At 68.4% G+C, this 15,968-nt stretch carries 14 protein-coding genes and 1 pseudogene; 8 read left to right on the top strand and 7 right to left on the bottom strand.

Features of this window, described 5'->3' with window-relative positions:
• The first annotated feature begins 13 nt into the window (after positions 1–13).
• Positions 14–469 carry a nitroreductase family deazaflavin-dependent oxidoreductase gene (locus tag AWC07_RS11440; protein ID WP_036406194.1) on the top strand — a complete coding sequence of 152 codons (456 nt, stop codon included), beginning with the start codon at positions 14–16 and terminating at the stop codon, positions 467–469.
• 214 nt (positions 470–683) lie between these two features.
• On the opposite strand, the gene AWC07_RS11435 is transcribed toward AWC07_RS11440, so the two are convergent.
• The 4 genes from AWC07_RS11435 to AWC07_RS11420 all read right to left on the bottom strand — a co-directional run bounded on the left by AWC07_RS11435 (position 684) and on the right by AWC07_RS11420 (position 5,858).
• Entirely contained in the window at positions 684–3,269 is a 2,586-nt protein-coding gene (locus tag AWC07_RS11435) for a PE family protein (RefSeq protein WP_085105074.1), read from the bottom strand.
• Between the two features lie 152 nt (positions 3,270–3,421).
• Positions 3,422–4,087, bottom strand: a complete 666-nt coding sequence (locus AWC07_RS11430; protein ID WP_036406196.1) for a hypothetical protein — start codon at positions 4,085–4,087, stop codon at positions 3,422–3,424.
• 53 nt (positions 4,088–4,140) lie between these two features.
• The gene (locus tag AWC07_RS11425; protein ID WP_036406200.1) at positions 4,141–5,046 is read right to left on the bottom strand and encodes an SDR family oxidoreductase; all 906 of its coding nucleotides are present in this window, start codon (positions 5,044–5,046) and stop codon (positions 4,141–4,143) included.
• Between the two features lie 20 nt (positions 5,047–5,066).
• Complete coding sequence (locus AWC07_RS11420; RefSeq protein WP_244187568.1) at positions 5,067–5,858, bottom strand: SDR family oxidoreductase; 792 nt, start codon at positions 5,856–5,858, stop codon at positions 5,067–5,069.
• 61 nt (positions 5,859–5,919) lie between these two features.
• On the opposite strand from AWC07_RS11420, the gene echA20 reads away from it, so the two are divergent.
• The 7 genes and pseudogenes from echA20 to AWC07_RS11385 all read left to right on the top strand — a co-directional run.
• Positions 5,920–6,663: a (7aS)-7a-methyl-1,5-dioxo-2,3,5,6,7,7a-hexahydro-1H-indene-carboxyl-CoA hydrolase gene (gene echA20 / locus AWC07_RS11415; RefSeq protein ID WP_036406203.1), complete on the top strand. Its 744-nt coding sequence runs from the start codon at positions 5,920–5,922 to the stop codon at positions 6,661–6,663.
• A gap of 71 nt (positions 6,664–6,734) precedes the next feature.
• Positions 6,735–7,610 (top strand): cholesterol ring-cleaving hydrolase subunit IpdA, encoded by an 876-nt coding sequence (gene ipdA, locus AWC07_RS11410; RefSeq protein WP_036406206.1) that lies wholly within the window; start codon positions 6,735–6,737, stop codon positions 7,608–7,610.
• Complete coding sequence (gene ipdB / locus AWC07_RS11405) at positions 7,607–8,347, top strand: cholesterol ring-cleaving hydrolase subunit IpdB (protein WP_036417235.1); 741 nt, start codon at positions 7,607–7,609, stop codon at positions 8,345–8,347. Before ipdA ends, ipdB begins: the two co-directional genes overlap by 4 nt.
• Positions 8,347–9,417, top strand: coding sequence for a (3aS,4S,5R,7aS)-5-hydroxy-7a-methyl-1-oxo-octahydro-1H-indene-4-carboxyl-CoA dehydrogenase (gene ipdC / locus AWC07_RS11400; protein WP_139829648.1), 1,071 nt, complete (start codon positions 8,347–8,349; stop codon positions 9,415–9,417). Before ipdB ends, ipdC begins: the two co-directional genes overlap by 1 nt.
• An 82-nt stretch (positions 9,418–9,499) precedes the next feature.
• Positions 9,500–11,533, top strand: a complete 2,034-nt coding sequence (locus AWC07_RS11395) for a fatty acid desaturase (RefSeq protein ID WP_085105073.1) — start codon at positions 9,500–9,502, stop codon at positions 11,531–11,533.
• A gap of 71 nt (positions 11,534–11,604) precedes the next feature.
• On the top strand, positions 11,605–12,252 hold the full coding sequence (locus AWC07_RS11390; protein WP_036406214.1) for a SatD family protein: 648 nt from the start codon (positions 11,605–11,607) through the stop codon (positions 12,250–12,252).
• A pseudogene (locus AWC07_RS11385) lies at positions 12,249–12,809 on the top strand (hypothetical protein); the annotation flags it as partial. The gene AWC07_RS11390 and the pseudogene AWC07_RS11385, both read left to right, overlap by 4 nt.
• 1 nt (position 12,810) lies before the next feature.
• Here AWC07_RS11385 and AWC07_RS11380 read toward each other — a convergent pair.
• The 3 genes from AWC07_RS11380 to kstR2 all read right to left on the bottom strand — a co-directional run bounded on the left by AWC07_RS11380 (position 12,811) and on the right by kstR2 (position 15,548).
• A complete protein-coding gene (locus tag AWC07_RS11380) occupies positions 12,811–13,680 on the bottom strand; it encodes a type IV toxin-antitoxin system AbiEi family antitoxin (protein WP_036406217.1) in 870 nt (289 codons plus the stop codon).
• A 115-nt stretch (positions 13,681–13,795) separates the two neighbouring features.
• Positions 13,796–14,944 carry a steroid 3-ketoacyl-CoA thiolase FadA6 gene (gene fadA6, locus AWC07_RS11375; protein ID WP_036406219.1) on the bottom strand — a complete coding sequence of 383 codons (1,149 nt, stop codon included), beginning with the start codon at positions 14,942–14,944 and terminating at the stop codon, positions 13,796–13,798.
• Position 14,945: 1 nt separating this feature from the next.
• Entirely contained in the window at positions 14,946–15,548 is a 603-nt protein-coding gene (gene kstR2 / locus AWC07_RS11370) for a TetR family transcriptional regulator KstR2 (protein ID WP_036406222.1), read from the bottom strand.
• Positions 15,549–15,968 lie beyond the last annotated feature (420 nt).

Raw genomic sequence — 15,968 nt, 5'->3', positions numbered from 1 at the left:
TTAGGATGTCGTCATGCCGAAGTCACCGCCTAGGTATCTGAATTCGCCGTTCACGGACGTTCTGATCAAGTGGATGTCGCGTCTCAACACGTGGATGTACCGCCGCAACGGCGGCGAGGGTCTCGGCGGCACGTTCCAGAAGATTCCGGTCGCCTTGTTGACCACCACGGGCCGCAAGACCAGCCAGCCGCGGGTCAGCCCGTTGTACTTCTTACGCGATGGCCAGCGGGTGATTGTCGCCGCCTCCAAGGGCGGCGCCGCTAAGAACCCCATGTGGTATCTGAACCTCAAAGCCAACCCCAAAGTTCAGGTACAGATCAAAAAGGAAGCCCTCAATCTGACCGCGCGCGACGCCACCGACGAGGAGCGCGCCAAGTACTGGCAGCGATTGGTCGACATGTACCCGACTTACGAGGACTACCAGTCCTGGACCGACCGGACCATCCCGATCGTGGTCTGCGAACCGTAGCGTCGGCGAGCTTGCCCGGCGGGTCGACCAACCCCGGGCGTCAGCTCCGATCGCCGCTGAATTCGTACTCAACGCGTGGCGACTGGCGTGCGAACGGCTCATCCAGCGTGCAGCCAGTGCGAAAAGTCGAAAGGAAATTCGCGACCAGTGCACGCTCGGCGATTGGGTGCCCGGACAGCCCGCCGCCGGCGGCCAACCGGCGGCCAACCGGCGGCTACGCCAACCCGTCAAAACCGTTGACACCCAAGAGGTTCCCGCCGGTACCGCCCGTCCCCACGGCGCCGGTGGTCGGGCCCGTCCCGGCGTTGCCGCCGTTGCCGCCGTTCCCGATCAGCACGGCGTTGCCGCCGTCGCCGCCGTCACCGCCGGTCGTGGTGCTGTCACCCCCGGCGCCGCCGGCCCCACCGACTCCCACCAGCCGCCCGCCGGTCCCGCCGGTCCCGCCGGTCCCGCCCGTGATAGTGCCGAACCCACCGGCCCCGCCGATCCCGCCGCAGCCGAGTTGGCCGGCGTCGCCGCCGCTGCCCCCGGCTCCCCCGGTCGAACCGCCGAAGCCGCCGGCCCCGCCGGGCCCGGCGCTGGAGAACAGCAGACCCGCATCGCCGCCGTTACCTCCGGCCCCGCCCTTGCCGCCCACGCCGACTCCGCCGGTACCACCGAGCCCGCCGCTGCCGAACAGCAGGCCGGCGTTGCCGGCATCGCCGCCGTGACCGCCGTTGATGGCGCCAACCCCGGCGACGCCACCGGCCCCGCCGGGCCCGCCGATCAGGCCGGCGTTGCCGCCGGCTCCACCGGCACCCCCGTTGGCGTGGCCGAACGCGCCGTTCCCGCCGTTACCGCCGCCGGCGCCGACCAATCCGGCAAGCGATCCGGCGGCCCCGCCCGTCCCCCCGGCGCCTCCGGTGCCGAGCAGGCCGAATCCACCGGCCCCACCGGCCCCACCGGAGCCCAACAGCCCGCCGACACCGCCGCTTCCGCCCGTGCCGCCGACCTTGGTGGGCCCGAATCCGGTTGCGGGTCCGCCGGCCCCGCCGACGCCGGCATTGCCCGAGAGCCATCCGCCGGCTCCACCGGTCCCGCCCGCCCCGCCGTTACCCGTCGAGGAACTCCCGCCTGCTCCTCCGGCACCCCCGGAGCCCAACAGCCCGCCGGCCCCGCCGGCGCCGCCGTCTTGGCCAATGTCGGCCGCCCCGGACCCGCCGGATCCGCCGTCACCGAGCAACCACCCGCCGGGTGCGCCGGTGGTTCCGGTGCCGGGGGCCCCGTTGACGCCGTTGCCGATCAGCGGACGCCCGGTCAGCGCCTCGGCGGGCGCGTTGATCGCATCGAGCACGGCCTGTCGCAGGGGCGGCAGTGGCGTGGCGGGATTTGGGCCGTTGGTCCCGTTTGCGCCCAACAGCAGTCCGGCGGGGCCGCCGGTGCCGTTGCCGCCAAAGGTTGGGCCGGTCCCGCCGTTGCCGCCGTTGCCGCCGTTGCCGACCAGCACGGCGTTGCCGCCGGCTCCGCCGTCGCCACCGGTCGTTCCGCCTTCGCCACCGGCCCCGCCCGCGCCGCCGATACCTATCAGCCGGCCGGCGGTGCCGCCGTCCCCGCCATGACCGCCGGTGCTGCTGCCGTAGCCGCCGGCACCGCCGATGCCGCCGCAACCCAGCAGTCCACCGACCCCGCCGGCCCCGCCGGCACCGCCGATGCCACCACCGCTGAAGCCGCCGGCTCCGCCTGATCCGGCGCTGGAAAACAGCAGGCCGGCATTGCCGCCGCGGCCGCCGGTCCCGCCGTCGCCGATACCGCTGAATCCGCCGTCCCCACCGGCCCCGCCGCTGCCGAACAGGAAGCCGGCGCTGCCGCCGTCCCCGCCAATCGCGCCGGTGCCGGCTTTGAGGCTGCCCCCGGCGGCACCGCCGGCACCCCCGGGCCCGGCGAGCAGGCCGGCATTGCCGCCGTGCCCTCCGGCACCCCCGGCGACTTCGCCGTAGCCGCCGACCCCGCCGGCACCGCCGCCGGCGCCGACCAGCCCGGCGAGCAGCCCACCGGACCCACCGGCCCCGCCGGCACCGGCGGTGCCAGTAACGCTCGCTCCACCGGCACCGCCGGCACCGCCGCCACCCAGCAAGCCGCCGGCCCCGCCGATCCCGCCGGCGCCGGCCTTGCCCGCCGCCGTTGCGGCTCCGCCGGCCCCGCCGGCACCCGCGTTGCCCGACAACCACCCGCCGGCCCCGCCGGCGCCGCCCGCCCCGGCGGCCTGAGCGGCAAACGATGAGCTCCCACCGGCCCCGCCGGCCCCACCGGAGCCCAACAACCCGGCGGCCCCGCCGGCACCGCCGGAACCGCCGGGTGTGGAGATCGTTGCGGGCGCACCGGACCCGCCGGCCCCGCCGTCACCGAGCAACCACCCGCCCGGCGCCCCGTTGGCCCCGGTGCCCGGGGCGCCGTTGGCTCCGTTGCCGATCAGCGGGCGCCCGGTCAGCGCCTGAACCGGCGCATTGACGGCGGCAAGCAGTTGCGCCAACGGTGAAGCGTTGGCCGCCTCGGCACCGGCATAGGCACCCGCCGCCGCGGCCAGCGCCTGCACGAACTGCTGCTGAAACGCCGCCGCCTGCGCGCTCACCGCCTGATAAGTCTGGGCGTGGCGGGAAAACAACGCCGCGACCGCGGCCGAGACCTCGTCCTGCGCCGCCGCCAAGATCCCCGTGGTATGAGCCGCCGCGGACACATCCGCGGCTTTGAGCGTCGAACCGATACTGGCCAAATCTGTTGCGGCCGAGTCCAGGACCTCGGGCACCGCGATCAAGGTTGACATCTGACACCTCCCGATGGGTCATGACATCCCTGCTGGTGTCCGAGCACCCGCGGCGTCGTCGTAAAGACGCACCGTATCGCGGTTGAAAGCAGCACGTCCTGGACTTCGCCAGGATTTTCCGGCGTCTCGTGGGTAGTGCAGCTGCGAATAACTCAGTAGGTGAGCCCGGCCATCAACGGAAGCAACGCCAGCGGCAACGACGGCGTATTCCCGGTCGTCGGCAGGAACGTGTACCGCGTCACCCGGCGCAACCCCAGATGCTGGCTCTGCTTGTACGCCGCGGAATTGATCGCCTCCCGGGGGAACAACAACGACTCGAGTAGCTCCGGCTTCAGCGACGGTCCCGGCTCGCCGCCAACCAATTGGCCCAGCACAACGCCTGCACTGTCGAGCACTGGCCAGGGCCCGTCGCCGTCGCAGACCAGGTGGGCGAGGACGCTGTCGTCGGACCCGAATAACGTCACATCGTCCTTCTTGCGGACAGTCTTAGCGATTTGCCGCCGGTCGGGATCGCTGAGCGTCACCGGAGCCGGCTTCTCGTTGATGGAGCTGATCCGGGCCAAGACCGCGTCACCCGCTCCGCGGACCTCGACGTGGATGTCATTGCCAACATCCATGCCGGTCAAAGTCACGAGCTTCCACAATTTCTGAGCCGTCTTACCCCCGCTGTGCACTCGGGCGGTGCGGGCCAGCGGGGCGTTATCGGTCCCGCGGAGTTCCCATCGGTGGCCCAGCGGGGAGGCGCCGGCGCGAAAGACGGCCGAGAGGCCGCCGGGGCGAGCCAGCTCGCCGAGCGATCGTGCCACGGGTTCATCCATGCGAAGCAAAATAGCGCGAGCCGGGTAGTCGGGCTGTACCGCCTAAAACTCAGTCAGGCCCCGTAAACCGGAACCGGTGGCCGCGACTTGGCCAGCAGATCGGCCACGACGGGCCCCAACTCGGCGGGATCCCATCGCGCGCCCTTGTCGACCCGCGGGCCGTGCGCCCAGCCCTCGGCGACCCGGATGATGCCGCCCTCGACCTCGAACACTTTTCCGGTGACGTCGCGGGCTTCGGCGCTGCCCAGCCACACCACCAGCGGGGAGATGTTCTCCGGCGCCATCGCGTCGAATCCCTCGTCGGGCTTGGCCATCATCTCGGCAAAGACCGTCTCGGTCATCCGAGTGCGGGCCGACGGTGCGATGGCGTTGACGGTGACGCCATAGCGGCCCATCTCGGCGGCGCCCACGAGCGTCATCGCCGCGATGCCGGCCTTGGCGGCGCTGTAGTTGCCCTGCCCGACGCTGCCCTGCAGGCCCGCGCCGGAACTGGTGTTGATGATCCGCGCGTCAACCGCTTTTCCAGCCTTGGATAGCCCCCGCCAATATGACGCGGCATGCCGCATCGTGGCGAAGTGGCCCTTGAGGTGCACGGCGATGACGGCGTCGAACTCCTCCTCGCTGGTGTTGGCCATCATCCGGTCGCGCACGATGCCGGCGTTGTTAACCAGGACGTCCAGGCTGCCGAAGGTGTCGACGGCGGTCTGGATCAGGCCGGCCGCCTGGTTCCAGTCGGACACGTCGGATCCGTTGGCGACGGCTTCGCCACCGGCCGCGGTGATCTCGTCCACCACGCCCTGCGCCGCGCTGCCGCCGCTCGCGGGCGAGCCGTCCAGCCCCACCCCGATGTCGTTGACCACCACGCGCGCGCCCTCGGCCGCGAAGGCCAGCGCATGCGCGCGACCGATACCGCCGCCCGCTCCGGTGACGATCACGACACGGCCGTCCACCAAACCCATACCCTGCGCTCCTTGACTCGTTACTTGTTGGCGCTCGAGGCGCCCAGATACGGCGGCGGCTCGCCGCCGCCATGCACCTCCAGCGTGGCGCCGCTGATATACGAAGCCACATCGGACGTCAAAAACGCTGCGGCCCAACCGACATCGGCGGGTGTTGCCAGCCGGCCCAATGGCACGGTGGCCGCGACGCGGGCTACCGACTCGGCGTCTCCGTAGAACAACTCGGACTGTTCGGTCTCCACCATGCCAACCACCACCGCGTTGACCCGAACCTTCGGAGCCCATTCCACCGCCAGTGTGGCAGTGAGGTTTTCGAGACCTGCCTTGGCCGCCCCGTAGGCAGCGGTGCCCGGAGTGGGACGGCGACCGCTGACACTGCAGACGTTCACGATCGACCCGCCGCGCTCCTGCTTTTGCATCACCGCGTTAGCCTGCTGCGAAACAAGCAGTGGCGCAAGCACATTGAGTTCGACGATCTTGCGGTGAAAGTTGTGCGTGGCCTCGGCCGCCAGGGCGTACGGCGACCCTCCCGCGTTGTTGACCAACACGTCGAGGCGGCCGTGGCGTTCGGCGATGGCGCCCATCATCCGGTCCACCGAGTCCTCGTCGCGAATGTCGCAGGCGTGGAACTCATACGGCAGGCCTTCGACGACGCGTCGTGCGCAGGCAATGACGGTCGCACCCTGTTCGGCGAAGACCGCGCTGATGCCGGCGCCTACCCCGCGAACGCCGCCGGTCACCAACACCACCCGCCCGGCCAGCCCCAGATTGACGGCTTCTCCAGCCCGAGGGCCTCCTTCGGTGCGGGTCACTGTGCTAGCGTACCAAGCAAGTGCTTGCTCAGGTACCCGGGTTCCCGACAGGAAGTGCCAATTGACAATCACATCCGCCACCCTCGAGCCGGGCATAGTCGCGGTTACCGTCGACTACCCGCCCGTCAACGCCATCCCGTCACGCGGCTGGTTCGACCTCGCCGAGGCCGTCACGGCCGCCGGCGCCGACCCCGAAACCCACGCGGTGATCCTGCGCGCCGAGGGCCGCGGCTTCAACGCCGGTGTCGACATCAAGGAAATGCAGCGCACGGAAGGGTTCACGGCGCTGATCGACGCCAACCGCGGCTGCTTTGCCGCGTTCCGCGCCGTCTACGAATGCGCGGTGCCGGTGATCGCCGCCGTCAACGGATTCTGTGTGGGCGGCGGCATCGGCCTGGTCGGCAACTCCGATGTCATCGTGGCCTCCGACGACGCCCGATTCGGGTTGCCGGAGGTGGAACGCGGCGCGCTCGGTGCCGCCACCCATCTGTCGCGGCTGGTGCCGCAGCACATGATGCGGCGGCTGTTCTTCACCGCCACCACCGTGGACGCCGCTACGTTGCATCACTTCGGCTCAGTGCACGAGGTGGTGCCCCGCGCCGAACTCGACGAGGCGGCCCTGCGGGTGGCGCGTGACATCGCCGCCAAGGACACCCGGGTCATCCGCGCCGCCAAGGAGGCGCTGAACTTCATCGACGTGCAACGGGTCAACTCGAGTTACCGCATGGAACAAGGCTTTACCTTCGAGCTCAACCTGGCGGGGGTGTCCGACGAGCACCGCGACGCGTTCGTGAAGAAGTCATAGCCGCCGGCGACGATGAAAGGGGTTGCGATGAGGTGGGGGAACCACCCGCTTGCGGGGGAGAGCGGCGCATAGTGCCCAACAAACGATCCACGCTCGACGACGCCGTCGCGCAGTTGCGCAGCGGCATGACCATCGGCATCGCCGGCTGGGGTTCTCGGCGCAAACCGATGGCTTTCGTGCGCGCCATGCTGCGCACCGATGTCACCGACCTCACGGTGGTCACCTACGGCGGACCCGACCTCGGACTGCTTTGTGCGGCCGGGAAAGTCAAGCGGGTCTACTACGGGTTCGTCTCGCTGGACTCGCCGCCGTTCTACGACCCCTGGTTCGCCAAAGCCCGGACCAGCGGCGCCATCGAGGCCCGGGAAATGGACGAAGGCATGTTGCGCTGCGGGCTGCAGGCGGCCGCGCAGCGGCTGCCGTTCCTGCCGATCCGCGCCGGCCTGGGCAGCTCGGTCCCGGACTTCTGGGAGGGCGAGTTGGCCACCGTGACCAGTCCCTACCCGACGGACGGCGGACACGAAACCCTCATCGCCATGCCGGCGCTGCGCCTGGACGCCGCTTTCGCCCACCTCAATCTCGGTGATTGCCACGGCAATGCGGCCTACACCGGCATCGACCCCTACTTCGACGACCTCTTTCTGATGGCCGCCGAAAAGCGCTTCCTGTCGGTCGAGCGCATCGTCTCCACCGAGGAGCTGGTCAAAGCCGTTCCGCCGCAAGCGCTGCTGGTCAACCGGATGATGGTCGACGCGGTCGTCGAAGCACCCGGCGGGGCCCACTTCACCACCGCCGCACCGGATTACCGGCGAGACGAGAAGTTCCAGCGGCACTATGCCGAGGCGGCGTCGACGGAGGACGGCTGGCGGCTGTTCGTCGCCACCTACCTTTCCGGCGGCGAAGACGACTACCAGGCCGCGGTACGGAAGTTTGGAGCGTCGTCATGAGCACCCGGGCCGAGATCTGCGCGGTCGCCTGCGCCGAATTGTTCCGGGACGCAGGCGAAATCATGGTCAGTCCGATGACCACCATGGCCTCGGTCGGGGCGCGGCTGGCGCGGCTGACCTTTTCCCCGGACATCCTGCTCACCGACGGCGAGGCGCAGCTGCTCGCCGATACCCCGCCGCTAGGCAAGACCGGAGCCGTCGAAGGCTGGATGCCGTTCGGCCGGGTTTTCGAGACGCTGGCCTGGGGGCGGCGCCATGTGGTGATGGGTGCCAATCAGGTTGACCGCTATGGCAACCAGAACATCTCGGCGTTCGGGCCGCTGCAGCACCCGACCCGTCAGATGTTCGGTGTCCGTGGCTCGCCCGGCAACACCATCAATCACGCCACCAGTTACTGGGTCGGCAATCACTCGAAGCGGGTGTTCAGCGACACCGTCGACATCGTCTGCGGCGTCGGCTACGACAAGGTCGACCCCGGCAACCCGGCATTCCGGTTCGTCAACGTCTACCGAGTGGTCACCAACCTCGGCGTGTTCGACTTCGGCGGCCCGGACCACACCATGCGCGCGGTGTCCCTGCACCCCGGGGTATCGCCCGACGAGGTCCGCGAAGCCACCTCATTCGAGGTGCACGGTCTCGGCGACGCCAACGAGACCCGGCAACCGACGGACGACGAGCTGCGGCTCATCCGCGAGGTCATCGACCCGAAGGCGTTGCGCGATAGAGAGATTCGATAGTGCGGCTCAAGACACCGCTGACCGAGCTGGTCGGCGTCGAGCATCCGGTGGTGCAGACCGGCATGGGCTGGGTGGCCGGCGCCCGGCTGGTGTCGGCCACGGCCAACGCGGGCGGCCTCGGCATCCTGGCGTCGGCCACCATGACCCTGGACGAATTGGCCACAGCCATCGCCAAAGTCAAGGCCGCCACGGACAAGCCGTTCGGGGTCAACATCCGCGCCGACGCCGCCGACGCGCCGGACCGCGTCGAACTGATGATCCGCGAAGGCGTCAAGGTCGCCTCGTTCGCCCTGGCGCCCAAACCCGAGTTGATCGCGCGGCTGAAAGAGGCCGGCGCAGTGGTCATCCCGTCGATCGGTGCGGCCAAACACGCCCGCAAGGTCGCAGCGTGGGGCGCCGATGCGATGATCGTGCAGGGCGGCGAGGGCGGCGGCCATACCGGACCGGTGGCGACCACGCTGCTGCTGCCGTCGGTGCTGGACGCCGTGCAGGGCACCGGCATCCCGGTGATCGCCGCGGGCGGTTTCTTCGACGGACGCGGGCTCGCTGCAGCACTTTCGTACGGCGCGGCTGGGGTTGCCATGGGCACCCGGTTTCTGCTGACGTCGGATTCCACCGTGCCCGACGCGGTCAAACAGCGTTATCTTCAGGCCGCATTGGAGGGCACCGTCGTCACCACCCGCGTCGACGGCATGCCGCACCGGGTGCTGCGCACCGGTCTGGTCGAGAAGCTGGAAAGTGGTTCGCGGGTAAGGGGTTTCACCGCTGCTGTGCGAAACGCCGCCAAATTCAAGAAGATGTCGCAGATGACCTGGCGGTCGATGATCCGCGACGGCCTGGCCATGCGCCACGGCAAGGAATTGACCTGGTCGCAGGTGGTGATGGCGGCCAACACCCCGATGCTGCTCAAGGCCGGCCTGGTCGACGGCAACACCGATGCCGGGGTGCTGGCGTCGGGCCAGGTTGCGGGCATCCTCGACGACCTGCCGTCGTGCGCGGAACTGATCGCGACGATCGTGGCCGACGCCGTCGCGCATCTCCGGGCGGCGTCGGCGTTGGTAGCCGACTGAACGGCTGCCGAGCGGCAGGTCACCGGCCCGTGCATCGGCGCTGGTGGAGTAGTTGACGCGTGTCGACTACGCTACTTCAGCTATGTCGACCATCGGCACCGTAGACCAAGCGGCACCGGAATCATCCGCACACCATGCCCTGCCCGATCCCGGGGAGTCGGTACCCAGACTCGCGGTGCCGACCGTCGGGATCTTTCTGGCCGCGTTGACGGCATTCGTGCTGTCCACCGTCGGCTACATCAACGGATGGTTGCCGTTCTGGGCGACAATTCCGGTCAACGCCGCGGTGACGTTCGTCATGTTCACCGTCGTGCATGACGCGTCGCACTACTCGATCAGCTCGACCCGCTGGGTCAACGGATTGTTCGGAAGACTGGCGTGGCTTTTTGTCGGGCCGGTGGTCGCCTTCCCGTCATTTGGCTACATCCACATCCAGCACCACCGGCACTCCAACGACGACGAGCAGGACCCGGACACGTTCGCGTCGCACGGTTCGCCCTGGCTGCTGCCGCTGCGCTGGCCGATGGTCGAATACTTCTACCTCAAGTACTACCTGCCCCGGGCCCGCAGCCGACCCGTCGCCGAAGTCGCCGAGACGCTGGTGATGTTCGCCTTGAGCGTCACCGGCATTGTTGTCGCCGTCGTCACCGGGAACTTCTGGACCCTTGCGGTCGTGTTCCTGATCCCGCAGCGCATCGGACTCACCCTGCTGGCATGGTGGTTCGACTGGCTACCCCACCACGGGCTGGAGGACACCCAGCGCAGCAACCGGTACCGGGCGACCCGCAACCGCGTCGGCGCAGAGTGGTTGTTCACCCCGGTGCTGCTCTCGCAGAACTACCACTTGGTGCACCACCTGCACCCGTCGGTGCCGTTCTACCGGTACCTGCGGACGTGGAAGCGCAACGAAGAGGCCTACCTGGAGCGCAATGCGGCAATCTCGACAGTCTTTGGCCAGCAACTGAATCCGGACGAGTTCCGGGAGTGGAAACAACTCAACGGCCGGCTCGCCAAACTGTTACCGGTGCGGATGCCGGCACGGTCCAGCTCCCCTCACGCGGTGTTGCACCGCATCCCGGTCGCCTCAGTCGACCCCATCACCGCCGACAGCACACTGGTGACATTCGCGGTACCCGAAGCGCTGCAGGACGCGTTCCGCTTCGAGCCGGGCCAGCACGTGACGGTGCGTACCGACTCTGTCGGCCAAGAAGGCGGGCGGGGAGTTCGGCGCAACTACTCGATCTGCGCTCCGGCGACCCGTGCCCAGTTGCGGATCGCCGTGAAACACATTCCCGGGGGCGCGTTTTCGACGTTCGTGGCCAACGAACTCAAGGCCGGCGACGTGCTCGAGCTGATGACCCCGACCGGTCGGTTCGGCACCCCGCTGCACCCGCTGAACCGCAAGCACTACGTAGGCCTGGTAGCCGGCAGCGGGATCACCCCGGTGCTGTCCATCCTGGCGACGACGCTGGAGATCGAGACCGAAAGCCGGTTCACGCTGATCTACGGCAACCGCACCAAGGAATCGACGATGTTCCGGGCTGAGCTCGATCGCCTGGAGTCGCGCTACGCCGACCGCCTCGAGGTGCTGCATGTACTGTCCAGCGAGCCGTTGCACACTCCCGAACTGCGGGGCCGCATCGATACCGAAAAGCTCAACAAATGGCTGACCGGCAGCCTGCAGCCGGACAGCGTCGACGAGTGGTTCATCTGCGGCCCAATGGAAATGACCGTCGCGGTCCGCGAGTCGTTGATCGAGCACTGCGTAGACCCCGAACACATTCACCTCGAGCTGTTCTACGGCTACGACACTTCCCCGGCCCCCGAATATTCCTACGAGGCGGCGACCGTCACGTTCACGCTGTCCGGGCGGACGGCGACATTCGACCTGGTGCCTGGTGACTCGATTTTGGAGGGGGCGCTGCAGGTACGCGACGATGCACCGTACGCCTGCATGGGCGGCGCGTGCGGAACCTGCCGGGCCAAGCTGATCGACGGCAACGTCGAGATGGACCACAACTTCGCCCTCGGCCAGGCCGAGCTGGACGCCGGTTACATCTTGACCTGCCAGTCGCACCCGACCACACCGTTCGTATCCGTCGACTACGACCGCTAGCTGGTAGCGCTCCACGCCTAAGCTATTTAGCAAATAACTTAATCCGCGTCAGATTAAGCTAATATCTTCATATGACCGACCCGAAGAAAAGCGCTTCACTTCGGGCCACGGTGATTGGCGACGTGATCGGGTCCCGCCGTGCAGCTGACCGGGCGGCGCTGCATAGCCGCGTCGCAACGGCTTTGCGGCAGGCCGCCGCCGGTGCGATCGACGCACCGGCGTTCACCGTCGGCGACGAGTTCCAGGGCAGCTACCTTACTGTCGGCGCTGCCATCGACGCCGCCATGCGAGTGCGGCTACTGCTGGCCCCCGGGATCGACGTCCGTTTCGGGATCGGGTGGGGCGCGGTTACGATCCTCGACCCGGACGCCGGGATCCAGGACGGCCCGGCCTGGTGGGCAGCGCGTGACGCCATCAGACATACCGCCGACATCCAGCAGCGGCCCGGCTTTGCGCTGGTGCGGACCACATTTCGAGCACCCGATGACGCCCGCTCTGACGTCGCCGCGGTCAACGCCGCCCTGATTTGTCGGGACCATCTGCTTGGATCGCTCGATGAAAGGTCATTGCGGATTGTGAGGGGCTTGATGAACGGGCTGACCAAGAAGGACCTCGCCGTAGCCGAAGGTATCAGCGCCTCGGCGGTGTCCCAGCGCGCAAGCCGTGACGGTTTGGACCTGATTACCCTTGCCTCCCAATATCTTCGGAGCATTACGTGAGTGCCGTTGCCGTTCTGCTGATCGCCGTCGGCATCGCCGACGGGTGGCGGCGGTTATCGAGGTCGGTGTGGTTGCCGCTGGTCACCGGGCCGGCGGTAATCGTGGTCTGTGCGGCGCTGTGCGGGCTGTGGCACGCCCGCGACATCGTGCCGCTGGGGTTGGCGGCGCTGGCGGCGGTGGCCTGGGAGGTGTTGTGCCTGCGCAGCGAGCGCACCGGTGGGCACCAGCGTCCTGCGCTGGCCGTCATGGTGGTCGCGCTTGCGGTGCTAATTATCCTGTCCGGGTTGGGATCTCACGCGGGTGGCCTTGCCGCCCGGTGGGCTCACTGGGTGGCCCTGCCGTTGGGCAGCGTCACGCCTACCCGGCTACTGATGGTCGTCGGCGTGGTGCTGCTCCAGCTGGCGACCGGCAATCAATTGATCCGCCTGGTGCTCGGCGCGGTGGGAGCCGTGCGTCCGGCCGGTCAGCCGCAGCCCTCGGACAAGCTGAAGGGCGGCCGGCTGCTGGGTGCCATGGAGCGCCTGCTGATCCTCAGCCTCGGCCTGGGCGGGCAGGTTTTCATGGACGCCAGCCGGCTGCCTGCATCGCCGCAACCACACGGCCGATGAACGTGCCCTGCCGATAACGCAGCAGCTCACTGCTGACCCGGATAATCGTCCAGCCCAGATCGAGCAATGCGGTGTACCGGTCGATGTCCCGGTCGCGCTGCCCGGGGTCGGTCCAGTGCTGCGGCCCGTCGTACTCGATGCCCACCCGCAACTCCTCATAACCCATGTCGATGCGGGCCACGAAGTCCCCGTACTCGTCGAACACCCGGAGCTGTGTTTGCGGTCTGGGCAGCCCGGCGTCGACCAGCACCAGCCGGGTTCGCGTCTCCTGCGGGGACTCCGCACCGCCGTCGACCAAGGGCAGCACCCGTCGGAGCCGAAGTAAGCCGCGCGCCCCCGGATGCTCGGCGATGACGGCTTCCACCTCGGTGCCCTTGACATCGGTCGCGTTGGCCAGCGCGTCGAGCCGTTGCACTGCCCGCAGCCGGGTTGCCGTGCGCCGCCCGATATCGAAGGTCGTACGGGCGGGGCTGGTGACCGGGATTCCTTCGACCGTCAGCATCTCGGTGGGAAGCACCGTCTCCGTATGCACGGTGATACCGGCCGGGGGCCTGCGATTGTCGTAGACCAGTTCGGCCGGCGCCCGCGGGTCCACCCACTTCGCGCCGAGTAACGCCGCCGCCGAATTGCCCGCGACCACCGCGCGCCGCCGCGACCACAGCCATGCCGCGCGTGCGCGCTGGCTGGCGGTCAGCTCGGCGCCGGACGGGACGTAGACACCCGGATACACGCGTTCATACATCGAACGCATGGCCCGCTCCGGAATGGCCGCCGCGGCCAATGCCTCCGCACCCAAGAAGGGCCAATCCGGTTCGCTCATGGGCGAATGCTGACAGCCCCCACCGACAGTCCCCCGACGCCGAGGGCCGACTGTGCATCCCACGACACGACACGCCGACGACGCGTCGCGTGGTTCACACTCGGCGCCCCGCGGATCAGAGGCGCTCGATGATCGTCACGTTGGCCGTGCCGCCGCCCTCGCACATGGTCTGCAACCCGTAGCGACCACCGACGCGCTCGAGCTCGTTGAGCATGGTGGTGAACAACTTTGCGCCGGTGGCGCCCAACGGATGACCCAGCGCGATCGCCCCGCCGTTGGGATTGACCTTCTCCGGGTCGGCCTTGATTTCCTTGAGCCAGGCCAAAACTACCGAAGCGAACGCCTCGTTGATTTCCACGACGTCGATGTCGTCGATGGAAAGCCCGGTCTTCTCCAGCGCATAACGCGTGGCCGGTATCGGGCCCGTCAGCATGAACACCGGATCGGCACCGCGCGCGCTGATGTGGTGAATCCGCGCCCGCGGGGTCAAGTTGTGGTCCTTGACGGCTCGCTCGGAGGCCAGCAGCACCGCGCTGGCGCCGTCGGAGATCTGGCTGGCCAGCGCGGCGGTCAGCCGGCCACCTTCGACGAGGGTCGGCAGTCCGGCCATTTTTTCCAGCGATGTCTCGCGAGGTCCCTCGTCCAGGCGGAAGTCGCCCACCGCCACGATCTCGTTATCGAAATGCCCTGCCCTGATTGCGGAGAACGCACGCTCGTGACTGCCGAGCGCGAACCGCTCCATCTCCTCACGAGAGAGGTTCCAGCGATCGGCAATCAACTCCGCACCGCGGAACTGCGAGATTTCCTCGTCGCCGTAGCGGTGCTGCCAGCCTTTCGACTCGGCCGTCGGAGAGCTGAACCCGAATTGCTTGCCAACCTCCATGGCCGACGAGATCGGGATCTGACTCATGTTCTGGATGCCGCCGGCCACGATGATGTCGGCCGTACCCGCCATAATGGCTTGTGCGCCAAAGGAAATCGCCTGCTGGCTGGAGCCGCATTGCCGGTCGACGGTGACACCGGGTACTTCCTCCGGATACCCCGCGGCCAGCCACGCCAGCCGGCCGATGTTGCCGGCCTGTCCGCCGATGGCATCCACACAGCCTACGATCACATCCTCGACGGCGGCTGGGTCCACGTCCAGGCGTTCGAACAACCCCCGGAATACGCCGGCCCCCAGGTCGAGCGGGTGCACGCCGGCGAGTGATCCGTTGCGCTTGCCGACCGCTGTTCGCACGGCCTCGACGACATACGCCTCAGGCATGTCACACTCCTTCTCTCGTGATCCCGCCAAGAACGATGGCGAGGTATTTCTGACCCACCTGCTCGGCGGTGAGCGGTCCGCCTGGCTGATACCAGCGCACCGATACCCAGGTGGTGTCCCGGATGAAGCGGTAGACCAAGTCGACGTCGAGGTCGGGCCGGAAGTAGCCCTCAGCGACGCCCTGCTTGAGCACCTCCACCCACATCTTGCGCTGCTGCTTGTTGCGGTCCTCGAGATAAGAGAACCGCGGCTGCGACGACAGTCGCTGGGCTTCGTCCTGGTAGATGACGACTTGGGCGTGCCTATGCTCGATCGCCTCGAACGACGCCATGAACAGGCCCTTGAGCCGTTCCAGCGGATTGGGCTCGGTGTCCACGATTTCGCGATAGCGGGTGAACAGCCAGTCGAGGAACCCCCGCAGTAACTCGTCGACCATCTCCTCCTTGGAGGAGAAATGGTGGTACAGGCTGCCGGAGAGGATGCCGGCGCCGTCGGCGATGTCGCGCACGGTGGTGGCGCGCAGGCCGCGCTCGGCGAACATTGCTGCGGCGAGCTCCAGCAACTCGTCTCGCCGGCTAATAGCCTGACCGGCCACTCGGTCCATTGGACCACACTATCAACCAAGCGCTTGCTCGGCCAGCGAGAGCCTCCCCGTCCGACTCCGTCCGATAGACCGGCAGCACCATCATCGGTCACTAGGACCCAGGGCCCGCGACTGGAAACAACCGCTCCCAACTCATGGCAAAACGGTGGTCCCACCACCCTGGCAGCCGGCAGGCGGCAGGCGGCCGCGCGCGGTTCCGTCAGGACCGCGCGCGGCGCGCCCTTAGCACCTCGAGCGCGCGGACGAGCCCGTCGCGCACTCCGTAGCAGTATTCCTAATGGCCTCCGTGGCCACCTCCGTGGCCACCGCCGTGGCCACCGCCGCCGTGGCCACCGCGGTGGCCACCGCCGTAGCCTCCGTGGCCGCCGCCGTGGCCTCCGTGGCCGCCGCCGTAGCAGAACGAGTTCCAGTACCCGCACC

Origin of the sequence: Mycobacterium gastri (assembly GCF_002102175.1) — a bacterium.
Classification (GTDB): Bacteria; Actinomycetota; Actinomycetes; order Mycobacteriales; family Mycobacteriaceae; genus Mycobacterium; species Mycobacterium gastri.
Note: the sequence above shows the minus strand (reverse complement) of the source record. Positions and strands in the feature narration are given on the sequence as shown.